This window comes from Enterobacter sp. N5-15 (assembly GCF_057221635.1).
Map to the genome: position 1 here is coordinate 2,749,133 of NZ_CM170150.1, position 23,564 is coordinate 2,772,696.

Annotated in this window: 20 protein-coding genes and 1 pseudogene; 6 read left to right on the forward strand and 15 right to left on the reverse strand. The window is 56.0% G+C overall.

What is annotated here, in order from left to right:
- Nucleotides 1–98: 98 nt before the first annotated feature.
- From kdsA to hemA, 6 genes and pseudogenes are all read right to left on the reverse strand, one after another.
- Nucleotides 99–953: a 3-deoxy-8-phosphooctulonate synthase gene (gene kdsA / locus AC2TE5_RS13085; protein WP_029741601.1), complete on the reverse strand. Its 855-nt coding sequence runs from the start codon at nt 951–953 to the stop codon at nt 99–101.
- A gap of 36 nt (nt 954–989) precedes the next feature.
- A complete protein-coding gene (sirB1, locus tag AC2TE5_RS13090) occupies nt 990–1,799 on the reverse strand; it encodes an invasion regulator SirB1 (RefSeq protein ID WP_023312124.1) in 810 nt (269 codons plus the stop codon).
- 41 nt (nt 1,800–1,840) lie between these two features.
- Nucleotides 1,841–1,936, reverse strand: a pseudogene (locus tag AC2TE5_RS13095) (siroheme synthase); the annotation flags it as partial.
- Nucleotides 1,933–2,763 carry a peptide chain release factor N(5)-glutamine methyltransferase gene (prmC, locus tag AC2TE5_RS13100; protein ID WP_484611778.1) on the reverse strand — a complete coding sequence of 277 codons (831 nt, stop codon included), beginning with the start codon at nt 2,761–2,763 and terminating at the stop codon, nt 1,933–1,935. The pseudogene AC2TE5_RS13095 and the gene prmC, both read right to left, overlap by 4 nt.
- Complete coding sequence (gene prfA, locus AC2TE5_RS13105; RefSeq protein WP_023335998.1) at nt 2,763–3,845, reverse strand: peptide chain release factor 1; 1,083 nt, start codon at nt 3,843–3,845, stop codon at nt 2,763–2,765. The genes prmC and prfA overlap by 1 nt, the downstream gene beginning before the upstream one ends.
- Nucleotides 3,846–3,886: 41 nt before the next feature.
- A complete protein-coding gene (hemA, locus tag AC2TE5_RS13110; RefSeq protein ID WP_023335999.1) occupies nt 3,887–5,143 on the reverse strand; it encodes a glutamyl-tRNA reductase in 1,257 nt (418 codons plus the stop codon).
- Nucleotides 5,144–5,469: 326 nt separating this feature from the next.
- On the opposite strand from hemA, the gene lolB reads away from it, so the two are divergent.
- The 4 genes from lolB to dauA all read left to right on the forward strand — a co-directional run bounded on the left by lolB (nt 5,470) and on the right by dauA (nt 9,824).
- The gene (gene lolB / locus AC2TE5_RS13115) at nt 5,470–6,081 is read left to right on the forward strand and encodes a lipoprotein insertase outer membrane protein LolB (RefSeq protein ID WP_484611779.1); all 612 of its coding nucleotides are present in this window, start codon (nt 5,470–5,472) and stop codon (nt 6,079–6,081) included.
- Nucleotides 6,078–6,947 (forward strand): 4-(cytidine 5'-diphospho)-2-C-methyl-D-erythritol kinase, encoded by an 870-nt coding sequence (ispE, locus tag AC2TE5_RS13120; RefSeq protein ID WP_484611780.1) that lies wholly within the window; start codon nt 6,078–6,080, stop codon nt 6,945–6,947. The genes lolB and ispE overlap by 4 nt, the downstream gene beginning before the upstream one ends.
- 125 nt (nt 6,948–7,072) lie before the next feature.
- Nucleotides 7,073–8,020 carry a ribose-phosphate diphosphokinase gene (prs, locus tag AC2TE5_RS13125; RefSeq protein ID WP_003856663.1) on the forward strand — a complete coding sequence of 316 codons (948 nt, stop codon included), beginning with the start codon at nt 7,073–7,075 and terminating at the stop codon, nt 8,018–8,020.
- Between the two features lie 124 nt (nt 8,021–8,144).
- Nucleotides 8,145–9,824 carry a C4-dicarboxylic acid transporter DauA gene (gene dauA, locus AC2TE5_RS13130; protein ID WP_211137652.1) on the forward strand — a complete coding sequence of 560 codons (1,680 nt, stop codon included), beginning with the start codon at nt 8,145–8,147 and terminating at the stop codon, nt 9,822–9,824.
- Here the strand turns inward: dauA and AC2TE5_RS13135 are convergent.
- Entirely contained in the window at nt 9,810–10,868 is a 1,059-nt protein-coding gene (locus AC2TE5_RS13135) for a MerR family transcriptional regulator (RefSeq protein ID WP_484611781.1), read from the reverse strand. The two genes, dauA and AC2TE5_RS13135, sit on opposite strands and share 15 nt — an antisense overlap.
- 121 nt (nt 10,869–10,989) lie before the next feature.
- On the reverse strand, nt 10,990–11,265 hold the full coding sequence (gene ychH, locus AC2TE5_RS13140) for a stress-induced protein YchH (RefSeq protein WP_032656663.1): 276 nt from the start codon (nt 11,263–11,265) through the stop codon (nt 10,990–10,992).
- Nucleotides 11,266–11,539: 274 nt separating this feature from the next.
- On the opposite strand from ychH, the gene pth reads away from it, so the two are divergent.
- Together pth and ychF are read left to right on the forward strand one after the other, a co-directional pair.
- The gene (gene pth / locus AC2TE5_RS13145) at nt 11,540–12,124 is read left to right on the forward strand and encodes an aminoacyl-tRNA hydrolase (RefSeq protein WP_213327806.1); all 585 of its coding nucleotides are present in this window, start codon (nt 11,540–11,542) and stop codon (nt 12,122–12,124) included.
- 126 nt (nt 12,125–12,250) lie between these two features.
- Nucleotides 12,251–13,345 (forward strand): redox-regulated ATPase YchF, encoded by a 1,095-nt coding sequence (gene ychF / locus AC2TE5_RS13150; protein WP_023312134.1) that lies wholly within the window; start codon nt 12,251–12,253, stop codon nt 13,343–13,345.
- A 76-nt stretch (nt 13,346–13,421) separates the two neighbouring features.
- On the opposite strand, the gene comJ is transcribed toward ychF, so the two are convergent.
- The 7 genes from comJ to AC2TE5_RS13185 form a co-directional block, all read right to left on the reverse strand.
- The gene (gene comJ, locus AC2TE5_RS13155; protein ID WP_484611782.1) at nt 13,422–13,904 is read right to left on the reverse strand and encodes a competence protein ComJ; all 483 of its coding nucleotides are present in this window, start codon (nt 13,902–13,904) and stop codon (nt 13,422–13,424) included.
- Entirely contained in the window at nt 13,904–18,247 is a 4,344-nt protein-coding gene (locus AC2TE5_RS13160) for an RHS repeat-associated core domain-containing protein (RefSeq protein ID WP_484611783.1), read from the reverse strand. Before AC2TE5_RS13160 ends, comJ begins: the two co-directional genes overlap by 1 nt.
- Before the next feature lie 3 nt (nt 18,248–18,250).
- Nucleotides 18,251–18,691, reverse strand: a complete 441-nt coding sequence (locus AC2TE5_RS13165) for a DcrB-related protein (protein ID WP_159514385.1) — start codon at nt 18,689–18,691, stop codon at nt 18,251–18,253.
- 75 nt (nt 18,692–18,766) lie between these two features.
- On the reverse strand, nt 18,767–19,843 hold the full coding sequence (locus tag AC2TE5_RS13170; protein WP_484611784.1) for a hypothetical protein: 1,077 nt from the start codon (nt 19,841–19,843) through the stop codon (nt 18,767–18,769).
- A gap of 3 nt (nt 19,844–19,846) precedes the next feature.
- A complete protein-coding gene (locus AC2TE5_RS13175; protein ID WP_073000758.1) occupies nt 19,847–20,401 on the reverse strand; it encodes a hypothetical protein in 555 nt (184 codons plus the stop codon).
- 74 nt (nt 20,402–20,475) lie between these two features.
- Nucleotides 20,476–21,000, reverse strand: coding sequence for a hypothetical protein (locus tag AC2TE5_RS13180; RefSeq protein WP_257260959.1), 525 nt, complete (start codon nt 20,998–21,000; stop codon nt 20,476–20,478).
- Nucleotides 20,969–23,509 carry a type VI secretion system Vgr family protein gene (locus AC2TE5_RS13185; protein WP_484611785.1) on the reverse strand — a complete coding sequence of 847 codons (2,541 nt, stop codon included), beginning with the start codon at nt 23,507–23,509 and terminating at the stop codon, nt 20,969–20,971. The genes AC2TE5_RS13180 and AC2TE5_RS13185 overlap by 32 nt, the downstream gene beginning before the upstream one ends.
- Between the last annotated feature and the right edge of the window lie 55 nt (nt 23,510–23,564).

Here is a 23,564-nt window from a genome sequence, read left to right on the forward strand (position 1 = left end):
GCGCTTCACTTGCAGGGCCTACGGGTTTTGTAGGCCGGGTAAGCGCAGCGCCACACGGCAATATGCCCATAAAAAAACCCGCCGAAGCGGGTTTTTTATTAGTTGCTGGTATCCAGCTCGTCGAAGCTCTTCACCAGATCGTCAATCGCTTTGATCTGTTTCAGGAACGGCTCCAGCTTATCCAGCGGCAGCGCAGATGGGCCGTCGCATTTCGCATTTGCCGGATCCGGGTGCGCTTCAATAAACAGACCTGCCAGGCCGGTCGCCATACCGGCACGCGCCAGCTCGGTCACCTGGGCACGACGGCCACCGGACGCGGCGCCGAACGGGTCGCGGCACTGCAGGGCGTGGGTCACGTCGAAAATCACCGGAGACTGGCCGGAGACATTTTTCATCACGCTGAAGCCCAGCATGTCGACAACCAGGTTGTCGTAACCGAAGTTAGCGCCACGGTCACACAGGATCACCTTGTCGTTGCCACCTTCGATAAATTTATCGACGATGTTGCCCATCTGACCCGGGCTGACGAACTGTGGTTTCTTCACGTTGATAACAGCACCGGTTTTCGCCATCGCCGCAACCAGGTCGGTCTGGCGAGCCAGGAATGCCGGGAGCTGAATCACGTCGACCACGTCTGCCACCGGCTGCGCCTGTGAGGCTTCATGCACGTCGGTGATCACTTTCACGCCAAAGGTCTGCTTCAGCTCCTGGAAAATTTTCATTCCCTCTTCCAGGCCCGGGCCACGGTAAGAGTTGATGGAGGAGCGGTTGGCTTTGTCAAAAGAGGCCTTAAACACGTACGGGATGCCCAGCTTCTGGGTCACGGTCACGTAGTGTTCGCAGATACGCATGGCGAGGTCGCGGGATTCCAGCACGTTCATGCCGCCAAACAGTACGAACGGCAGGTCGTTTGCTACCTTGATATCACCAATGCTAACCACTTTTTGTTTCATAGGATCGCCTTATTCAGGTGTGAATCGGAATTAAGATTAATGCAGTGTAATTTGCTTGTGCGAGATCGCGTTGATCTGCGCACGAATCATTTCGCTAATGGGGTCTTCCGGACACTGCTCGACGAAATAATTCAAATCATTCAGCGCCACGTGCTCACAGTCGAGCTGCGCATAGATCAGCCCGCGATCGCGAATTTCGTACGGGTCTTCCGGGTTGAACTGCAGCAGCACTTCACTGGCGCGCAGCGCCAGCTCCATCTGACGCTCTTCCATTAACGCGGACTTCAGCGTATCCAGCAGCTTGCGAATGACCTCGGCGTTATCCGCCTCGTCGAGATCTTCGTTGAAGAGCTCAGCCACCGGGCTGATATTGCCTTTCAGCCAAACGTCCAGCGTATGTTCATCCAGCGTGTCGCCGTTGAAGGGATTAATGAGCCACATTTCGCCGTCCAGCCACTCTGCACGCAGGATCATCTGCGTCGGGAAAATGACCGGGACCAGCGGAATATCCAGACGGTGCGCGACCCACAGCAAAATAGAGCCCAGCGCCACGGCGCTGCCCTGACGATTTTTTAAGACCTGGTCCAGCCATAACGCGTCAGACAGACGATATACGCCCCGCGTGTCGCAGAAACCCCATTCGCCGTAGAAAAGCTCCAGCAGCTTCTCTAATTGCCAGTCCTGCGGGCGAGCCTGATTAATCTCTTCACGCGCCAGGCTGACCAGATTCTCCAGCTCATCGTAGACAAACTGCGACGTAAAATCGTCGCGAATCATCTCAGAAATCAGGATCATGCCATCGCAAAGCGGCACTTTATTAAATTCGAAATCGGCTAAGGACCTCATGACTTACCCCAGTAACGACTAAGCGAACAATGACGCTCAGGCGCGATAAAACTCAAAACGATGTAGATGATAACGCCAAACAGCTTTTCAGTCAGCCATGCGCCTTTATCAGTAAATGGCAGATAGCCTGTTTTCATAGCAACTGCCCCAGAGTCAGGCGTTCGTTGCCGCCGTAGTCGCAGCAGGTTTCGACTGCAGCGTAACCTGCTTGCGTAAACAGTACCCGCACGGCTTCTCCCTGCGTCCAGCCATGCTCCACGAGTAGCCAGCCGCCGGGAAGTAAATGCTCCCGTGACGTTGTCACAATGTGATCAAGATCGGCTAATCCCGCGTTGGCGGCCACGAGCGCCGTGAGCGGTTCGAAGCGAACATCTCCCTGGGCAAGGTGCGGGTCATGTTCGTCGATGTAAGGAGGATTGCTGACAATCATCGTAAATGAGCGATTCTCCAGCGCGGCAAACCAGCTGCTTTGCAGCACCGTCACGTTGCGGAGCCCGAGACGTTCCACGTTACGCTGCGCCAGCGCCACCGCGTCGGGCATTACGTCCACCGCCGTCACAGCGCAGTCGGGCCGCTCGGTGGCGAGCGCCAGCGCGATAGCACCTGTTCCCGTACCGAGATCGAGAATGCTGCAGGCCGCCGCCGGTAAACGCGCAAGCGCCTGCTCAACCAGACATTCGGTGTCCGGACGCGGGATCAGCGTCGCCGCCGAGACGTACAGCGGTAACGACCAGAACTCACGTTCACCGACAAGGTGCGCCACCGGCTCGCCGGTTTTACGACGGGCAAGCAGCGCGGCGAGCTGCGCTTCCTGCTCTGCGGTCAGTTCGGTTTCGCCAAAAGCCAGCAGATACGTACGGGCTTTACCCGTCACATGCTCAAGCAAAATTTCGGCATCGCGCTTCGGGCTTTCGCTTTCTGAAAGCTCTCCGGCCGCCTCACGTAACCAGTGCTGAAAATCCATTAGTCCTGCTCGGACAGTGCCGCCAGCTGGTCGGCCTGGTATTCCTGCACGATAGGCTCGATCAGCATATCCAGCTTCCCTTCCATCACCTCGTCCAGACGGTACAGCGTCAGGTTGATGCGGTGGTCGGTTACGCGGCCCTGCGGGAAGTTATAGGTGCGGTTACGGTCGCTGCGATCGCCGCTGCCCAGCAGGTTACGACGCGTAGACGCTTCCGCCTGCTGACGTTTCGCCATTTCAGCTGCGTGGATACGCGCGCCCAGCACGGACAGCGCTTTGGCTTTGTTTTTGTGCTGTGAACGCTCGTCCTGGCATTCGACGACGATGCCGGTTGGCAGGTGGGTAATACGGATGGCAGAGTCGGTGGTGTTGACGTGCTGACCGCCCGCGCCAGAGGAGCGGAAAGTATCAATACGCAGGTCCGCCGGATTGATGTCCGGCAGTTCTGCTTCCGGCAGCTCCGGCATCACCGCTACCGTACAGGCTGAGGTGTGAATGCGTCCCTGAGATTCGGTGGCCGGTACGCGCTGCACGCGGTGACCGCCGGATTCAAACTTGAGACGACCGTACACGCCGTCGCCGCTGATCTTGGCGATAACCTCTTTGTAGCCACCATGTTCGCCTTCGTTGGCGCTCATGATCTCCACGCGCCAGCGACGCGATTCGGCGTAGCGGCTGTACATGCGGAACAGATCCCCGGCAAACAGGGCCGCTTCGTCACCGCCGGTACCGGCGCGCACTTCCACAAACGCGTTACGCTCATCGTCCGGATCCTTCGGCAGCAGAAGCACCTGAAGCTGCTGCTCCATCTCTTCAGAACGCGCTTTCGCGTCCTGCAACTCTTCCTGCGCCATCTCGCGCATTTCAGGATCGTCGAGCATCATCTGCGCGGTTTCAATATCTTCCTGAACCTGTCGCCAGTCGGTAAAGCATTTAGAAACATCACTTAACTGCGCGTATTCACGCGAGAGCGCGCGAAAACGTTCCTGATCTGCGATGGTCCCGGCATCCCCGAGCAGCGCCTGTACTTCTTCATGGCGCTCGTGCAGAGCTTCCAGTTTAGCGACGATAGAAGGCTTCATAGGCGTAAGTGCACCTTGTCTTAGAAAATGGGTATAGGGCGCTATTCCAGCCCGAGGCTGTTGCGCAGAATGGTCAGGCGTTCATCATCCCCGTCACGGGCGGCCTGCTGAAGAGATTTGGTTGGTGCATGGATCAGGCGGTTGGTCAGTTTCCACGCCAGGTCCTGCATAATTGCATTTGCGTCACCGCCCTGTTCAAGGGCCGCTAACGCTTTGGCAGTCAGGTCATCACGCACCTGCTCCGCCTGCCCGCGATACTCGCGGATGGTCTCGCTGACGCTTTGCGCGCGCAGCCAGGCCATAAACTCACTGGTTTCCTGCTCAACAATGGTTTCCGCCTGAACCGCCGCCGCTTTACGCTGGGCGAGGTTGTGCGAAATGATGCTTTGCAGGTCATCCACGCTGTAGAGGTAGGCGTTAGGCAGCTTGCCCACTTCCGGCTCAACATCGCGCGGGACGGCGATATCCACCAGCAGCATCGGCTGATTGCGACGGGACTTCAGCGCACGCTCCACCATCCCTTTTCCGATAATCGGCAGCGGGCTGGCGGTAGAGCTGATAATAATGTCCGCCTCTTTCAGGCGTTCATCGATGTCGCTCAGGGCAACCACCTCTGCGCCCACTTCATCCGCCAGCACCTGCGCGCGTTCGCGGGTACGGTTAGCGATAATCATCTTTTTCACTTTATGCTCGCGCAGATGGCGCGCCACAAGTTCGATGGTTTCGCCCGCACCCACCAGCATCACGGTGACGGTAGACAGGGATTCAAAGATTTGGCGTGCAAGGGTGCAGGCCGCGAAAGCAACGGAAACCGCACTGGCACCAATGTCGGTTTCCGTTCGCACACGCTTCGCCACGGAGAACGACTTCTGGAACATGCGCTCCAGCTCGCTGGCCTTCAGGTGCCCTTTTTGCGAGTCCGCAAACGCTTTTTTCACCTGCCCCAGGATCTGCGGCTCGCCCAGCACCAGCGAATCCAGCCCGCTGGCGACGCGCATCAGGTGGCTGACGGCATCGTTGTCCTGATGCCAGTACAGGCTATTGCGCAGCTCGTCTTCGTTGAGATTGTGGTAGTCGCATAACCAGCGGATCAGCGCTTCATGCAGGTTGTCCTGCTCTTCCACGCTTAAATACAGCTCGGTACGGTTGCACGTCGAGAGCACCACGCCACCCTGCACCATCGGCTGTGCAAGCAGGCTGTCCAGCGCCAGGTCAAGCGTATCCGGCGAAAACGTCACGCGTTCTCGCAGCGAAACCGGAGCCGTTTTGTGGTTGATGCCGAGTGCTAATAGGGTCATGTTGAGCGGGAGTAGTACCAGCGTTAATAAGGTTAGCAGAACGCATCATACAGGATGCGCGAGATCAATAAAAGGGACTGCCCCCTTTCGGAGTAATAGCTTATACCCGTCATACTTCAAGCTGCATGCGCGTTGGCTGCGCTCGTTCACCCCAATCACATAGTTATCTATGCTCCTGGGGATTCACTCTCTTGCCGCCTTCATGCAGCTTGAATTATTTAGGGTAGATACAACCCTTTGAGATAATTTGAACGTAGACGGTAGCCCCCTTCGACGCTAGCATTAACAGTTATAACTGCAACGTTTCTCAAGGATTTGTCCTCATTATGACCCGACTGATTCGCCTGCTGCCGCTGGCAGCACTGGTTCTGACCGCATGTACCGTCACCCAACCAAAAGGCCCGGGCAAAAGCCCTGATTCACCGCAGTGGCGTCAGCACCAGCAGGACATCCGTAATTTGAACCAGTACCAGACCCGCGGCGCTTTCGCTTATCTCTCTGACGAACAAAAGGTTTATGCCCGCTTCTTCTGGCAGCAGACGGGTCAGGACAACTATCGCCTGCTGCTGCTGAACCCGCTGGGCAGCACCGAGCTGGAGCTTATCGCGAAACCGGGTGAAGCGCAGATCACCGATAACAAAGGCCAGCACTATACCGCGACCGATGCCGAAGAGATGATTGGCAAGCTGACCGGGATGCCTATCCCGCTCAACAGCCTGCGCCAGTGGATCCTGGGCCTGCCGGGTGAGGCAACTGACTACACCCTTGACGACCAGTATCGTCTGAGCCAGGTGAACTACACGCAGAACGGTAAAACCTGGAAAGTGGTGTACAGCGCCTATGACAGTAAGAGTAAACCGTCGCTGCCATCGAATATGGAACTGACTCAGGGCAGCCAGCGCATCAAGCTGAAAATGGACAACTGGATCGTTAAATGATGACCCACTGGCCCTCTCCGGCAAAGCTGAACCTGTTTTTATACATCACCGGCCAGCGTGCTGACGGTTATCACACCCTGCAGACGCTGTTTCAGTTTATTGACTATGGCGACACGATCTCCATTGAACTGCGCCAGGACGGGCAGATTTGCCTGCTAACGCCGGTGGAAGGCGTGGCGCATGAGGACAACCTGATCGTGCGCGCCTCGCGCCTGCTGATGAAAGCCGCGGCGGAATCGGGCCGTCTGCCTGCGGGAAGCGGTGCGGATATCCGTATCGAGAAGCGCCTGCCGATGGGCGGCGGTCTGGGCGGTGGCTCATCCAACGCCGCCACCGTGCTGGTTGCGCTGAACCATCTCTGGGACTGCGGGCTGTCGAAGGACGAACTGGCAGCCCTCGGCCTGACGCTGGGAGCGGATGTCCCAGTGTTTGTTCGCGGTCATGCGGCCTTTGCTGAGGGCGTGGGTGAGATCCTCTCCCCGGCTGAACCGCCGGAGAAATGGTATCTGGTTGCCCACCCTGGCGTGAGCATTCCGACCCCGGTCATCTTTAAAGATCCTGACCTGAAAAGGAATACCCCGATTCGGTCAATAGAAACGTTATTAAATTGTGAATTCAGCAACGATTGCGAGGATATCGCAAGAAAACGTTTTCGCGAGGTTGATGCGGTGCTTTCCTGGCTGTTAGAATACGCGCCGTCGCGCCTGACTGGCACAGGGGCCTGTGTCTTTGCTGAATTTGACACCGAATCCGCCGCTCGTCAGGTGCTTGAGCAAGCGCCGGTTTGGCTGCATGGTTTTGTAGCACGTGGGATGAACACCTCCCCCCTACAGCAAGCCATTCTGGCGCAGACTGAGTTTCGGTGACAACGTCACCCTGTTCCAGACGTTGCATCGCGCTCTTTAATACACCGCCTGGATAGCATTTGCCTGGCCCGCACAGTTTGCGGCGAACGCTATCCACCACTGGACGCATGCCTGAGGTTCTTCTCGTGCCTGATATGAAGCTTTTTGCTGGTAACGCCACCCCGGAACTAGCACAACGTATTGCCAACCGCCTGTACACTTCCCTCGGCGACGCCGCCGTAGGTCGCTTTAGCGACGGCGAAGTCAGCGTACAAATTAACGAAAATGTACGCGGTGGTGATATTTTCATCATCCAGTCCACCTGTGCTCCAACAAACGACAACCTGATGGAATTGGTTGTTATGGTCGACGCCCTGCGTCGCGCTTCAGCAGGCCGTATCACTGCTGTAATCCCTTACTTCGGCTATGCCCGTCAGGACCGTCGCGTCCGTTCCGCACGTGTGCCAATCACCGCTAAAGTTGTCGCTGACTTCCTGTCCAGCGTCGGCGTTGACCGCGTACTGACCGTTGACCTGCACGCAGAGCAGATCCAGGGCTTCTTCGACGTCCCGGTTGATAACGTATTCGGCAGCCCAATTCTGCTGGAAGACATGCTGCAGCTGAACCTGGATAACCCAATCGTGGTTTCTCCGGACATCGGCGGCGTGGTACGTGCCCGTGCTATCGCTAAGCTGCTGAACGATACCGACATGGCGATCATCGACAAACGCCGTCCGCGCGCTAACGTTTCTCAGGTGATGCACATCATCGGTGACGTTGCTGGCCGTGACTGCGTGCTGGTTGACGACATGATCGATACTGGCGGTACGCTGTGTAAAGCCGCTGAAGCGCTGAAAGAGCGTGGTGCTAAGCGCGTGTTCGCCTACGCAACTCACCCGATCTTCTCCGGTAACGCGGTAAACAACCTGCGCAACTCCGTCATTGACGAAGTGGTGGTATGCGATACCATTCCACTGAGCGACGAGATCAAAGCCCTGCCAAACGTGCGTACGTTGACCCTGTCCGGGATGCTGGCCGAAGCGATTCGTCGTATCAGCAACGAAGAATCAATCTCAGCAATGTTCGAACACTAATCGAACACGGCCGAAAAACCCGCTGCGGCGGGTTTTTTTGTCTCTGGGTTTTATTTGTATGATTAATGCCTCCTTCACCTGCCATTCACATGACAGATGATGCGCATACGGATGATAGATAATTGTGAAAAACGTAACCTCCTCACATGTTCTGCCCTTTCGCGCCCTCATCGACGCCTGCTGGAAAGAGAAGTACACCTCGTCACGCTTTGTCCGTGACCTGATTGCCGGGATCACCGTCGGCATTATCGCCATCCCGCTGGCGATGGCGCTGGCAATTGGCAGCGGCGTTGCGCCGCAGTACGGCCTGTACACCTCGGCCGTTGCCGGGATCGTCATTGCCCTGACGGGCGGCTCACGCTTCAGCGTTTCCGGCCCGACCGCCGCCTTCGTGGTGATCCTCTACCCGGTTTCGCAGCAGTTTGGTCTGGCAGGCCTGCTGGTCGCCACCCTGATGTCCGGCGTCTTTTTGATTCTGTTTGGCCTGGCCCGCTTCGGGCGGCTGATCGAGTACATCCCCCTTTCCGTGACGCTGGGATTCACCTCGGGGATTGGTATCACCATCGGAACCATGCAGATCAAGGACTTCCTCGGCCTACAGATGCCCCACGTACCGGAACACTACCTGCAAAAAGTAGGGGCGCTGTTTATGGCGCTGCCGACGGCCAACCTGGGCGACGCCGCCATTGGGATTGTGACGCTGGGCACGCTGATCGTCTGGCCTCGTCTGGGGATCCGTCTGCCGGGCCACCTTCCCGCGCTGCTGCTGGGCTGCGCGGTGATGGCCCTCGTCAATATGTTCGGTGGCCATGTCGCGACTATCGGCTCACAGTTCCACTATGTTCTGGCGGACGGTTCACAGGGTAGCGGCATTCCGCAACTGTTACCGCAGCTGGTGCTCCCGTGGGACATGCCCGGCTCCAGCTTCACCCTAAGCTGGGATTCCCTCCGTGCCCTGCTTCCCGCCGCGTTCTCTATGGCGATGCTGGGGGCAATTGAATCCCTGCTCTGTGCCGTCGTTCTGGACGGTATGACCGGCACCAAACACAAAGCCAACAGCGAGCTGGTCGGTCAGGGGTTAGGCAACCTCGTCGCGCCGTTCTTCGGCGGTATTACCGCAACGGCAGCCATCGCCCGTTCTGCGGCCAACGTGCGCGCGGGGGCAACCTCACCCGTTTCGGCGGTCATCCACTCCGTGCTGGTGATCCTCGCTCTGCTGATCCTCGCCCCGCTGCTCTCCTGGCTGCCGCTTTCCGCCATGGCCGCCCTGCTGCTGATGGTGGCCTGGAACATGAGTGAGGCGCATAAGGTGGTGAACCTGCTGCGACGCGCGCCGAAAGACGACATCATCGTGATGCTGATCTGCATGTCGCTGACCGTGCTGTTCGACATGGTTATCGCCATCAGCGTCGGGATCGTGCTGGCGTCCCTGCTGTTTATGCGCCGCATCGCGCAGATGACGCGCCTTTCCCCGGTTAACGTCGAGGTGCCTGACGATGTGCTGGTGCTGCGCGTGATTGGCCCGCTGTTCTTCGCCGCGGCGGAAGGTTTGTTTAGCGATCTGGAGTCCCGCATCGCGGGCAAACGGGTTGTGGTGCTGAAATGGGATGCTGTACCGGTGCTGGATGCAGGCGGCCTGGATGCCTTCCAGCGCTTTGTGGCACGTCTGCCGGAAGGCTGCGAGCTGCGGGTGAGTAACCTGGAGTTTCAGCCGCTGCGCACCATGGCGCGCGCGGGCGTGCAGCCTATCCCTGGCCGACTCTCCTTCTACCCTAACCGTGAAGCTGCGTTAGCGGATCTGTGAGTGACCTGATGCAGAGAAACGTCTCTGCATCATCACCCCGATCGCCTGCTGGAGCCATGCAATCACGGCAGGCGTCATCCATGTTCCTTTCATCAGGTGCGCCTCCTGCTGCATGGCAGTGCGAAACTTTTGCTGGGTCTCCGGGTTCGTGCCCGCGTAAGACTGGAACAATACCAGCCAGTTTTCAGCCAGCTCTTGCGCCTCCTCCGAGGCAGGATCGCTATTTTCCCGCTGCGCCTGATGCAGTTTCGCCACCAGCGGCGGCCACTCCATCATGCGGTCAAAGTAGTGTGCCCGGGTATAGGCCATCTCTTCGGCAGTGAGATACTTCTCCCATATGCTGAGCTTAGATTCCGCAAACGCGCGCGTGATGTAATCCGTCATCTCAGGCGTGATACCGGTCTGCACCTGCATCTGCGGTTCAACGCTGTGCATCTCGTTCAGCCGGGTGAGAAACTCCGGCTTGCCCGCCGTGTCCTGCTCCAGACGTTCCATCCAGCGCGTCGCCAGGTCCATGGCTCGCGCGTCCATAACGGGTATATGTTGCTCCAGAAGCGTTTTGGCCTCTGCAACCAGCCCCGACCAGATAGCCGTCAGCGCATCCTTCTGCACCGCAAACGGCAGCTGCTGTAACTCTTCTTTGCTAAACCAGCGATCGTACATATTCATTAACTCCAGAGTCTGTAGCCAGGATTCCAGATCCGGCGTCGCATCGTCGATAAGCCCGGTCCGCAGCTCCACCAGACGGTCGCGCAGCGTATGTATGCTGCGCAGCTGTTTATCCAGCAGCGTGATTTGCGCATCGAGTAACTCGGTTAACGACAGCGACTCCTGTTCCAGAAAATCCCTGATTTCAGCAAGTTCCAGCCCCGCTTTTGCCAGCGCCTGGATCATGTGCAGACGCTGAACATCCGCCAGGTTGTAAAGCCGGTAACCTGCCGCGCTTCTGGCAGAAGGCAGCAACAACCCTGTTTGCTCATAGTGGTGCAATGTCCGCACGGTGATCCCGGCACGTTTCGCCAGCTCACCCACCTGAATCAACATAACTGCTCCTTTTTCTTTGCCAGTGGCGCCACTCTGGAGCCTTACGTTACGTGAGGGTCAACCCTTGATGCAAAAAAAAACGACTCCCTCGGGAGCCGTTTCGGCGTTCTTTATCGTAGCACTAGCTGTGCTTATGCTGGTCGCGACGACAGCGTTTATCGTAGTGGCGCACCCACCAGTATTTGTCACAGACTTCCTCATGGCCGCTCACGCGAGCCCCTGCCAGCCACAATACCGCACCAACGAAGATGCTCAATATCGCGCCATGCGCAAAGTATTGCGGGAGGTCAAGCTGCGGTAACTGGTTTAAAATTGAATAACCCACGCCGGCTACCATCACGAACAGCCCCAATCCCATCAGCACGTTACCGAGTAACGAAGCGTTTTTGCGTTTCATGTGTCACCTCCGGAACCTTGGGTTGTCAGGGGAAAAGCCCCTAATCCTTGTGTGTAAAGTATAGACAACGCCCCTTTTATGAGTTGCGTGAATGATCACAATTACAGATAACTCCCAAACAAAAGTTTACAAATAAGACTTTGAACAGCTTGAAATTCTAATTGTTCAAATCAGAAATTATTCGTATTTCGCTGAGAAGATCGCAGAATTTTGTCAAGCGGCGCGCCAGACAGTAAACTACGCGCCAGATCTGGAACCCATTAGGAATTGAATCGTGACGATTAAACTGATTGTCGGCCTCGCCAACCCGGGCGCAGAATATGCGGCTACCCGCCACAACGCCGGGGCATGGTACGTCGATCTGCTGGCCGAGCGGTTACGTGCTCCCCTGCGTGAAGAACCTAAATTCTTTGGGTATACCTCACGTATCAACCTTGCTGGCGCGGATGTTCGCTTACTGGTGCCCACCACCTTTATGAACCTGAGCGGTAAAGCCGTGTCGGCAATGGCAACGTTTTATCGCATCAATCCGGATGAAATTCTGGTGGCCCACGATGAGCTGGATCTCCCGCCCGGCGTGGCAAAATTCAAACTAGGCGGCGGGCACGGCGGCCATAACGGTCTTAAAGACATCATCAGCAAGCTGGGCAATAACCCGAATTTCCACCGTTTGCGCGTAGGAATCGGCCATCCGGGCGATAAAAGCAAAGTTGTCGGTTTCGTACTCGGTAAACCCCCGGTTTCTGAGCAGAAACTGATTGACGAGGCGGTAGACGAAGCGGCGCGCTGCACCGAAATCTGGCTAAAAGATGGGTTAACCAAAGCGACAAACCGCTTGCACGCTTTCAAAGCGCAATAATCCGCCCGATACGGCTTTTTTACCGCGCGTCATGCGGGTTACGTGTATAATAGGCGTAGTTATTTACTTTTCATCAATCGGTTAACGTTAACGGATTGATTATCAAGATATTAAGGTGATTTAGAAATGGGATTCAAATGCGGTATCGTCGGTCTGCCAAACGTGGGCAAATCCACCCTGTTTAACGCGCTTACCAAAGCGGGTATCGAAGCGGCGAACTTCCCGTTCTGTACCATCGAACCTAACACCGGCGTTGTGCCAATGCCGGACCCGCGTCTGGACCAGCTCGCGGAAATCGTGAAGCCGCAGCGCATTCTGCCAACCACCATGGAATTCGTGGACATCGCGGGCCTGGTAAAAGGCGCATCCAAAGGTGAAGGCCTGGGTAACCAGTTCCTGACCAACATTCGTGAAACCGAAGCGATCGGCCACGTTGTGCGCTGCTTCGAGAACGACAACATCATCCACGTAAACAACAAAGTGGATCCGGCTGACGACATCGAGGTCATCAACACCGAGCTGGCGCTCTCTGACCTCGACACCTGCGAACGCGCGATTCACCGCGTGCAGAAGAAAGCCAAAGGCGGCGACAAGGACGCGAAAGCGGAACTGGCTGCGCTAGAAAAATGTCTGCCACAGCTGGAAAACGCGGGCATGCTGCGCGCGCTGAAAAACCTGACTGAAGAAGACAAGGCGGCGATCAAATACCTGAGCTTCCTGACCCTGAAACCAACCATGTACATCGCCAACGTTAACGAAGACGGTTTTGAGAATAACCCGTACCTCGACAAAGTGCGTGAAATCGCAGCGGCTGAAGGTTCTGTGGTTGTGGCGGTTTGCGCTGCCGTTGAATCCGACATCGCCGAGCTGGACGACGCCGACCGTGAAGAGTTCATGGCCGAGCTGGGTCTGGAAGAGCCGGGCCTGAACCGCGTCATTCGTGCAGGCTATGAGCTGCTGAACCTGCAGACCTACTTCACCGCTGGCGTGAAAGAAGTGCGTGCGTGGACGATCCCTGTGGGTGCGACCGCGCCTCAGGCGGCCGGTAAGATCCACACCGACTTTGAGAAAGGCTTTATTCGTGCGCAGACAATCGCGTTTGAAGACTTTATCACCTACAAAGGTGAGCAAGGCGCGAAAGAAGCAGGCAAGATGCGTGCGGAAGGGAAAGATTACATCGTTAAAGATGGCGATGTGATGAACTTCTTATTTAACGTCTGATTTGTTTTGAATGAAAAAAAATCCACGCCAAGGCGTGGATTTTTTTCCGAGATAAATTTCCCGGTTAATATTAAATTTAAAAAACCCCTTCTTTGAGAGGATGATCTTTTATTCCTCCCCAAGGGTCATCTAGCAAAAACTTAGCAGCAACAGCTTCTTTTGCCGGCACAAGAGTGAAATTATAGTAAATTTCATCTCCTTCACAAATCTCATAAAAGAGTGAATAAACCTTATCGTTCACATCTATATTTAAATCGAATTTCTCAGTTGCAGAAGCGATTTGCAGCTTATCTTTATCCGTAATGAAAAATGGCACAACAATACAGCGCTGAGCATTTTCATCCATTTTAAAAGCATTCTCTATTTTGATATTGACGTTTGCTCCAAACGCGTCCTCTGGTAATGGATCGAATATAACATAATCCTTGTGTAGAACAGCACCTTGAGAAACATTGCCTTTTCCCCACTGACTCAGCTTTTCGTCATAATCTCGGGATCGTAACAATATTTGACTATGCGAAATAAGTAGATCTACTGTTTGCATGCTCTTATCACTCATTATATTACCTCGACTTTTATTCTTGTTCCATCTGGCAGTTCTGATAAAACATTACCAATACTTGAACCTGCACCACGGTTATCACTAGGATCTATATATCTTACGCTAGCGCCATCACCGCCTTCTTTAAACATCGCCATAGGCCATTCATCACGATCATAACCAGGCTTTGTTTTGATATTTTTTAGACTCGTTTTCCTGTTAGCTTTCGCAGAGCCTCGTTGGATTGTTACAACCTTTGCATGTCCTAAATCGATCGCGTCTGATATGTGACCAAACGTTGCAGGATATTCAGAGCGTTTCAATTTTAAAACGTATTCGTAATTTTTTGACTTCGATTTTGTTAAAGTGCAACCAGCTAAACCCAGAGGATCTATCCAGGTAAGAGGGTTAACAGTATATTTATATAAGTTAATCCCCCCCGCCAACCCTATCGGGTCATGCTGCGTAAACCGCCCGCAGTCCGGGTCATAATACCGGAACAGATTGTAGTGCAGCCCTGTCTCACGGTCCAGGTATTGCCCCTGCATCCGCAGGTTCTGAGAATATCCTGATACCTGCGTCTCGCTTTCCCGCAGCAGCTTGCCCCAGGCGCTGTTCACGCCTTCCCAGCGTACCTGCCCTTCGATATCCGTCATCCGCTCCGGCGTGCCGTTGGGCTGGCAGTGGAACCAGAAGATCTCAGGGGCATCAACGCCATCAATACGCGCCAGCGGGTCGTAGCTGTCCTGATCGCTGTAGACGTAGGTGAGCGGCACATCCCCGTGCACCTCCTGCAGCAGGCGGAACCCTTCCCAGACAAACCGGGTGGTGACCGGCTTGCCGGTTGGCTGTCCGCCCAGCATCTGGCGTCGCGTTTTGCTGATGCGTCGCCCGAGCGGATCGTAGCGGAAGCTGACCTGCGTCTGCGGCTTGTTGCGGTCCCGCGGCTGGCTGATGACCTCCGTCAGGCGATGTTCGCCGTCGTAGCGGTAGTGCCAGCGGGTCTGGCCGTTATCTTTCTCCACGGTGCGGCCGTGGATGTCATAGCGCCAGCGAATGCCGTTCAGCTGCGTCAGGCGGTTGTGCGTGACCTTCTCAGCAGCCCCTTCGAGCGGGTTACCGGCAGCGTCCCATCGCCACTGCTCCTGTCCGGGCAGCGTGCCGTCCTGAACGAGCAGGCGCCCGGCGCTGTCGTACTGCCAGCGGTACCAGCTGAACGGATTATCGTCCCGCTCTTCCCGCACCAGGTTATTGCGGTAGTCGTAATCCCAGCGGCGGGACCAGCGGCGCGGCGACGGGCGCTGGGCATTGCCGGTAAAGACGTCCCGGCGATGCAGCCGACCAAGGCGGTCGTATTCGCTACGGGTGGTCAGCAGCCCCTGAGTGCGGCTGGTCTCACGGTGGAGTTCGTCGCGTGTAAAATCAGAGACCGACAGCTTATCGAGAGCAATGCTGAGCAGATGCCCGCTGCCGTAGTAAAACTGCTTCAGCTCGCGGCCGTCGGGCAGCGTGACGGAGGTGCGGTTGCCCAGCGCGTCATACTCCCACGCCAGCTCGCCGTGCTCGCCCGCCTCGCGCGTGACGCGACCAAGCGCGTCATAGTCAAAGGCGAGCTCCTGCTCTGTCTCGGTGGTCCACGCGTCGGCTGAAAGCGCAGGATGCAGCCCTATCCGGCTTAAAAGCCCGGAAGGAGTGTAGCGGTAGCGTGTCTGCCCTTCCGGCGTGGTACGGGCGACCAGCTGGCCGCTCGCGCTCCAGGCGAAGGCGTGGGTGATGGCCTCCGGATGACCGGCGGCAAACGTGCGCGCTATCGTGCGTCCGCAGGCGTCGTAGCGATACTGCGAGGCCACGCCATCGAGCCCTATCTCTTCCAGCAGCAGCGAATCCGCGCCCCAGCGGAACTGATACGCTTCGCCGTTTTCGTTTTCCAGGGCAATCAGACGCCCACGGCTGTCCCAGCGACGACGGACCTCTTCGCCTAGAGTGTTACGCGTGGCGGTTAAGCGCCCTGCCTCATCGTACCTGAACTCACTTTCTTTACCGTCAGCGCCCGCATGCTTCACCGGCAGACCACGTTCGTTCCATTTGAGCGATTCCGTCCAGCCTTCCGGACGATCGAGCTGTACCGGACGCCCTGCGGCGTCGTAGCGATAACGGGTCTCTTCACCGTCGGCGCTAACTTCAGCCACCAGCCAGCCCAGCGGATGATAGCGGTAGCGGGTAATACGCCCGGAACAGTCCGTCGCACGAACGATCTGCCCGGCCTCGTTGTACTCCTGGTAGCGGCTGTTTCCGGCTGCATCAACCTCTTCAATGACCTGGCCGAAGGCGTCCCGGCGCAGCTGCGTAGTCTGCCCCATCGGATCCACCACGCGCTTCAGCCCGTGATGTTCGTCGTACCAGAACCGGGTGGCGCTGCCGTCGGCTTCGATAATGGCCGCTGGAAGCGCGCGGTGCTCCAGCCAGGCGGTGGTGCGGGTATTGCCGTCGGCGTCGGTCTCCTGAACCCGGTTTCCCATCTCGTCGTAGACGAAGGTGACGGCGTTTCCGAGCGGATCGATGCGACGCGTCAGAAGTTCGTTGTCATCCCACTCGTAGCGCCAGTTTTCACCGCGCTCGTCAACGTAGCGGACAATCAGATTTTGCGCGTTCCAGTAGTGGCGGCGCGTCTGACCGTCGTAGTGCTCAACGGTCGTCAGCCCGGCGGCTAAATCGTAGCTAAAGCGGCACCCGTCGCCGGTGCTGGTGCGGTTTTCCACCACGCGCCAGTGGTCGAATTTTTTCCAGCGATATTCGCTCTCCAGGCCGCCCGGCATCCGGTGCCAGACCATCAGGCCGTGGTCGTTATAGCGGTATTCACGCGTCACCACGCCGGAGGCATCCGTCGCGCTCGCCAGCTGGCCGCGCGCGTCGTAGCCCCACTGCATCAGCGGCCATGTCTGGCTGCCGTCGAAATGGCTGGCAGCGGTAGCGCGCTGCGGGAATCGTTCATCTTCATAGCGCAGGGTAACGTCTATCACCCGCGGCTCGTCGTGAAGACCAACCAGCCTGCCCTGCTCGTCCCACTCCGTCAGCAGCGCGTTGCCGTATTCGTCGCTGAGAGAGGCCAGACGCAGGATGGATGGATTCGCCCGGGTCGGTTTGTACAGACGCCATACCGCACCGTCATCGTCGGCAATCGCCACGTCGCCGTTCTCATTACGGCGGATAATGATGCCTTCGCTGATGCTGTAAAACGCGCGGTCGACAGGCGGCAGCTCGAAGCTCAGCTCGCGCCCGGTTTCGTCGAACCAGGTAGCGTTGTCTTCTTCCAGCGCCAGATAGCTGTCAAAGGTGGTTGCCCAGCCCAGTCCAAACAGCCCTTCGCGGGTGGTCAGGCTGTTGTAGCTGCGCTGCCAGCGAAGCGGGAAGCGCCCCGGCAGCGAGAAATCGAGTTCGTCGTCGTCATTCAGCACCTTCACGCCGGTGGCGGCATGAACAGGGTGCGAGGAACCAAACACGGCGTTGACCGCCATATCGGCCAGCATCCCGCCGCCAGCTGAAGCCAGCGCGCAGGGCATGTTTTTCAGGATCTTGCCCGGACGCCCGCGCAGCAGGGAGAGCGCAATCATCCCTAGCGCCAGGCCCGGCGTTTTACCGCTTTTGATGTCGCGGACCGTAAGGGTGTCCCCGCCGATGATCACGTTCGGGGAGACGTCGTCGGAAACGGTGCCTTCGCAGGTGGTACGATCTTTCGCACGCACCGCGGGCTGCCCGTTGATAAAGACGCTTTTAGAGCCTTCCGCCAGATACTGCGGCCCGGAATGCTTTTCGCACGCCACCTTGTCTTCTTCAAGTGGCGAGGTTCCCGCAGCGGCAGAGGCGACGCTCGGCTGCCACATTTCGCTGCCAAACTGTCCGGCGGCGGAAAGCAGCATGCCCGCGTAATCGGCAAAGCTGCCCGGCGACTGTGGCTCAGGGGACGGTGTATCGGCGGGCGTCAGCGTGCCCGCCGCGCGCGCGGCGGGGATTGCGTTGGTCAGAACGTTGTTCGAACCGGTGGTGATTTTACCCGCAGGCGACGGCGGAAAAAGCGCATTGCCTAATCCCTCAGCGGCGTTGCTGATATCGTCGGTGATCCCCGCGACGTTCGCCAGCACACCGCCAATGATGCCGCTTAACAGACAGCTGGATCCAATTGCTGCCACGCCTGCAGCCGCTGCCCCCGCCCCCAGCAATGGCGCCGCCACGGTTGCTGCTGCGCCTACCGCCGCGCCGATCACCGCATAGGCGGCACCTTCCGCCACGATGCTGGTGATGTCAGCAAAAATGCTGGAGTGAATAATCTCGTCGCCCTTACGGGCCGCGTTGTTATCGCTCATGCCTTACACATTCCGGTTGTCGTTTAGCGTCAGACTCTGCTTAAGCGCGCTCCAGCGCACCTCGTCCTCTTCGGTGAATGCTCTGAGTGCTGAAAGGGTAAAAATCATCAGTACCGGTTTGCCCGGCGTCTGAATGGCCAGCTGTTTTTGCCACAGGCGCTGCCCGTTACGGTCAAACGTCGTCTCAACTTCCAGCCCGTTGATTTTTCCGTCAGGCCCGGCCTTTACGTTCCGGAATTCGCTCTGGGCAATTTCGCCCATCTGAGGACGCAGCACATCCCACTGGCGGTGAAACTCTTGTTCATAGTTGCTGCCATCAGGGATAACGCCGCGACTGACCACCACGGACAGCCCGCTTTCGTCATCGCGAATAATGTTCATGCTGTTATCCTGCCAGGCAGCAGGAAAAAGGGAAAACGAACCTTCCTGGAGGGTGTATTTCATAAGTGAACTCGGGATGATTAATATGGTGAGAAACAAGAAGGCCAATCCACGCTGGCCTTTTGGCTGGCTGTTTTATTATTTAAGCCACTGGCCTGACTGTTCGACTAAAACATGGCTGCCTTTGCTGACAACCAATTTCGCGGGTGCATACGTCACGGTGTAAACGGTCTCGCCATTCTTGTACGTTGAGCCGATTATTTTACCTGCGGAGTCGTGCAACGTTTTTCCCCTTAAGGAGATCGTACTGTTATCGCTTTTGCGCACGCCGAGATAAACCATCTGGTCACATTCGCTATCAAAATGGCCGCACTTGTTTATCAGCGAAATAGAGAACTTTTCGGTGTCGAGCTTTCTGGTTTCAGCGCTATGAACCGAAACGGCTTTACGCAACGTATAACGCAGCGGAGCATAATAATTTCCTTTTTGAGGAGGAGTCACTAAACGCCATTCCATTTCACTCCCCTTTATTTCCAGAACAGCCCGTCCGCCTACGCCGCCAAACGATGAGTTGAACTCAACGTTGGCACGATTGCCTGCGATCGTACCGCTAAGATTACGCTCATCATCTTCCGGGCAATCTATGCGGTTTCCTCTTTGGGAGATATAACAATAAGACCCGGTGATACGGTTGCCTGATTCAGCTAACCGCAGGGTTAACGTTGAGTCGTTCTCGTATTCGCCAGCCCATTCTCCGTCAAACGCGAGGCCTGATTGGCTGTTCGTTGCAAAATGCCTCGCATTGAATCTGGAAGCCCATTGCTGAATATCGGCATTAATAACCGGGCTTTTATCAGAAGACTGATAATGAATAACGTCCGACTCCGGAACCACCCAGGCCGCAAAGATTTTTCCGTCAGGATTGATGACCAGCGCTGACGCATTCTCCTGGTAGAGATCCTTTAGCCAGCCCTCAACAAACAATCCGCCACCTGGGGTGGAATGCGGTTCACCGAAGACATCAAAGTTATCAATAAAGGTCTGGTAATGATTTCCCAGCGTCTTCCTGAGATTGTCTGTCACTTCGCTATCGTTAACGATGCGACTTACCGTTTCGAGCTTATTGTATTGCGATAATTCAATCGCATATGACGTTTCAACGACGCCTGCCAATAAAGCGGTGAACAATACGACTGCCAGAAATTTTTTGGTCATAAATCACTCTGAAGAACCATTATCGTAATTCATTGTTATTTTTACAACCTTACTGTCCTTAACCTCAAAAGAGAGTAATTTCTTACCCAATTCATACGAAACCCACTGCTCCCCGGAGTCATTTTCGACATGGCCACCACCATAAGCTTTATCAAGTTCATTTATTGTTGAACCAATATGGATCCCGCGAACTGTTTTGCCATCCGGAGTAGTTAGCGTTATCTGCGCCACAATATAATCGTCAACACTTCGCTCGGTTTTATCCCACCAGAGATTGGAACTGAATATTTTTAAACCAGTCTTCTGATGCTGGTAGAATTTATAGTTCGTTCCGTCAAAAGGAACCTCACCGACAAAACTACCTTCCACAGAAACTGCAATTTTACGCGCAACCTCAGAAGTCCATCTATCGCCCAGTGCCACAATCTGGTCTTTTATCTGCAGAGAAAAATCCTCTTTAGCCAGAATGGGCGGCATAGTCTGAGCCACTACTTCATAACTGCTCAGAAAGGTAGACATGAGAGTAAAAAAAAGAGAGACAGAAAGGCGTTTTTTCACGTTAATCGTCATTTGCTGGATAAATATTATGCTACTCACCACTTTAAAAAGCGGTGAGTAATGAAATAAGCATTTTAGTCAGCGCTAATAGCGACCCCACCCAAGCAGTCAGGTTTTTTTACCGTGAAACTGAAGCTTACTTTTTGTCCATTCATATCCTTTGCCGCTGTATAACTGGTCACTTCGTTCTCCGAACGGCCTCGTGGATAATCAGTTAACGTCAGTTGCGGATAATGTTTTTTAACAGTGTCGAGAGTGATGCACTGGCCGGACGGTGAAAAATTCAGTAACGGTGCCATACCGTCACTTTCTTTACTTAAACGTAAATCAATTGCAGTAATGTTCGTTCCATCCGCCAGTTTGATATCGTCGGCATTGTAGAAATTGATATATTCATTCTGTTTCGTTAGCTTGAATGATAACGGAGCGTTATCCAGACTGTTAACGGACAACGTTTTGAGTGATGCGCTCATTTCTGAAATGAACTGCCAAAGATCCTGTTTCTGCATGTTACCACCTGCCATTCCCGTCGTTAATAAAGCCGCAAGCACCGCACCCGTTTTTAGACTATGGATAATTTTTATCATACCAACCGCCATAATAATCTTCGTAATATTGCCCTGTGGTAGACGTTTGTTCGCCTTTGCCAAAGATACGGCCTATCTGCGTACGCGCTTCACTTTCCTTTATAGCCCCACGTTCGAGAGAATCATAGATACGATTATATTGTGTCTGATTTGCTGGATTGCCTGCAATACCGATATCCCCGCCCTTGTTGGCTATGATTTCGCGTTGGACCCGGATATTGTTCAACGTTGCAGCGCCTTCATCACTGAGTGTGCTGTTCAGATAGGCGTCGCGCGAAGAAAAATCAATGTTGGGTTCATATAAAGCGTGACCACTTTCATGTGACAGAGACTGAACGACTGCATTCGGGTTACCGAGCTCATTTTTATCAACGGTAATAACGCGCTTTTGACGATTGGCAAACGTCCCCTTGCCTGCTTCACCTTCTTCAAATGTCCAGCCTCGTTTCTTTAACGTAGCTATGTCATTTTTCATAGTAGGTGATTTATCGACAAGACTATCAACATCCTTTCCATATCCGCTTGAAGGAACATTGGATGCTTGAGGCGTAGCGTTTTTAGAAGTTTCGGCAGGTGCGCTGGCAGCCACACCAGCCTTACTCTCCTTTCCCGGCGCAAATTTCTCCTGCACCGCCGCATCAATATCCCCTTTATGCTCAGAACCCGGTGCTGTAGTGCCCGGCTTGGTTCCCGAGGTATTCAGGTGCAGCTTACCGCCCGTGGTGATATACCCATCCCCTTCCACGAAGAAGTTAAACTCTTTGCCGATCAGGTTAATCTTGCCGTTAGCATTCAGTTCAATCGCGCTTTCACCTGAGACCAGCCGCAGCTTCGTCCCGGAAGCGATGACATACTGCTCCACCGCCGCATCCAGCTTGCCTTTGCCCGTCAGGATCTCGGTTCCGCCTTTCACCGCCTGGGTTTGATTCGCTTCCACGCGATGCAGCTCGTTTTTCTTCACGTAATGGCTGCGCGCCCCGCCGACGCTGTGCGTTTCATCATTTTTAACGCTGGTGTCCATGTTGCGTTCGGCCTGGATCCACACCTGCTCTGCGCCCGCCTTGTCCTCAAAGCGCAGGGCGTTGGCGTTGTCCACGGAGCCCCCCTTAGAGCGGCTCATAAAGCCCATCTGCGTCGCCGCAGCCGGCAGCGCCCACGGCGGCATGCTCGCGTCGTTGTACACGCGTCCGGTAATAATCGGACGATCCGGATCGCCGTTGATAAAGTCCACCACCACCTCGTCGCCGACGCGCGGGATTTGCACCCCGCCGTAGCCCTGGCCCGCCCACGCGCTCGACACGCGCACCCAGCAGGAGCTGGTGTCATCGCCCTTCGCCAGGCGGTCCCAGTGGAACTTCACCTTCACGCGACCGTATTTGTCCGTCCAGATACTCTCGCCGTTCGGCCCCACGACTTTCGCCGTCTGCGGGCCGTAGGTTCGCGGCCACGCCGTGGTCTGCGCCGGACGGTACACCACCGCCGACGGGATCACCGTGAAATCGGTGCGGTGAATGGTCTCCCCCTCGCCGCTGGCGTAGCGGTTCTCTTCGAGGTGGTAACCCGCCGCCGTCACCAGATACTCACCGTTGTCGCTGAAGAACGGCGCGTTGGTTAAGGTGAAGGTGTGCCCTGGCGCAATCCCCGCCGCCGTCGCGGTAGCCTGAATCTGCTGATGCTCAACCTGCCAGCGCTCCTGACGGATGCGGGCATAGAACTCCCCGTGCCCTTTATCCACAAAGCGCCCCGGCCAGTCGTACACGTCGATGCTGCCCGGCTTCGGCGACGCCGGGTTCTGCTGGGCCTGAAACAGCCACGCGTTCGGCTTGCGGAAGTCATAGTCGTCGAGGCTGTAAATCCCCGGCGTCACGCTGTCCTCCAGCGCCCACTGGCTGATGCCCTCTTCGTCCGTGCTGCCGCCTGACGGCGTCTGGTGGTAAGGAATAACCTCATAGCCGCTGAACGGCTGATGCTGCGTGGCAGCGTCGGTGAGCACCAGGGTGTGTTTGTCGGCCTCATGGCGGAAGTGATAGGCAATCCCCTCCAGCTCCATCAGGCGGCTGATGAAGTCCAGGCTCGACTCCTGATACTGCACGCAGTAGTCCCACACCCGGTAGCTGCCGGTGAGTTTATCCTCAACGTTAACCTGATGCTCATCCAGCAGGGTTTTCACAATCTGCGGTACCGTCTGGCCCTGGAAGATTCGCAGGTTACGGTCGCGCTTCATCGGCCACAGGTCCGGCTCCACCGTCAGCTGGTACACCGCGTAGCGGGTGCCCGTCAGCTCAACGGCGCTGACCGCCACGCGGGTAATCTTGCCGTTGACATAGCGGGACGTCAGCAGATTCTGCGTCGGGATGGTCACCGTGACCGGCTGGCCCAGCAGCTTGCTGCGGTCGATGCGCGCGTCCGTGCCGAGCACGGTCAGCGTCAGCGCAAACGACTCGGACATCGCCTCGCGGCCCGTCAGTTTCCAGAACAGAAGCCCCTCCACCGGGAGCTGAACGGTAATTCGGTTGAGCATAATCTTTATTCCATCTAGCTTATGCGATTCAGAAAAGAGGTTCGCATCTGTGACT

Coding starts and splice junctions, on each gene's coding strand:
- kdsA (WP_029741601.1), bottom strand. CDS start 953: ATGAAACAAAAAGTGGTTAGCATTGGTGATATCAAGGTAGCAAACGAC.
- sirB1 (WP_023312124.1), bottom strand. CDS start 1,799: ATGAGGTCCTTAGCCGATTTCGAATTTAATAAAGTGCCGCTTTGCGAT.
- prmC (WP_484611778.1), bottom strand. CDS start 2,763: ATGGATTTTCAGCACTGGTTACGTGAGGCGGCCGGAGAGCTTTCAGAA.
- prfA (WP_023335998.1), bottom strand. CDS start 3,845: ATGAAGCCTTCTATCGTCGCTAAACTGGAAGCTCTGCACGAGCGCCAT.
- hemA (WP_023335999.1), bottom strand. CDS start 5,143: ATGACCCTATTAGCACTCGGCATCAACCACAAAACGGCTCCGGTTTCG.
- lolB (WP_484611779.1), top strand. CDS start 5,470: ATGACCCGACTGATTCGCCTGCTGCCGCTGGCAGCACTGGTTCTGACC.
- ispE (WP_484611780.1), top strand. CDS start 6,078: ATGATGACCCACTGGCCCTCTCCGGCAAAGCTGAACCTGTTTTTATAC.
- AC2TE5_RS13135 (WP_484611781.1), bottom strand. CDS start 10,868: ATGTTGATTCAGGTGGGTGAGCTGGCGAAACGTGCCGGGATCACCGTG.
- ychH (WP_032656663.1), bottom strand. CDS start 11,265: ATGAAACGCAAAAACGCTTCGTTACTCGGTAACGTGCTGATGGGATTG.
- ychF (WP_023312134.1), top strand. CDS start 12,251: ATGGGATTCAAATGCGGTATCGTCGGTCTGCCAAACGTGGGCAAATCC.
- comJ (WP_484611782.1), bottom strand. CDS start 13,904: ATGAGTGATAAGAGCATGCAAACAGTAGATCTACTTATTTCGCATAGT.
- AC2TE5_RS13160 (WP_484611783.1), bottom strand. CDS start 18,247: ATGAGCGATAACAACGCGGCCCGTAAGGGCGACGAGATTATTCACTCC.
- AC2TE5_RS13165 (WP_159514385.1), bottom strand. CDS start 18,691: ATGAAATACACCCTCCAGGAAGGTTCGTTTTCCCTTTTTCCTGCTGCC.
- AC2TE5_RS13170 (WP_484611784.1), bottom strand. CDS start 19,843: ATGACCAAAAAATTTCTGGCAGTCGTATTGTTCACCGCTTTATTGGCA.
- AC2TE5_RS13180 (WP_257260959.1), bottom strand. CDS start 21,000: ATGGCGGTTGGTATGATAAAAATTATCCATAGTCTAAAAACGGGTGCG.
- AC2TE5_RS13185 (WP_484611785.1), bottom strand. CDS start 23,509: ATGCTCAACCGAATTACCGTTCAGCTCCCGGTGGAGGGGCTTCTGTTC.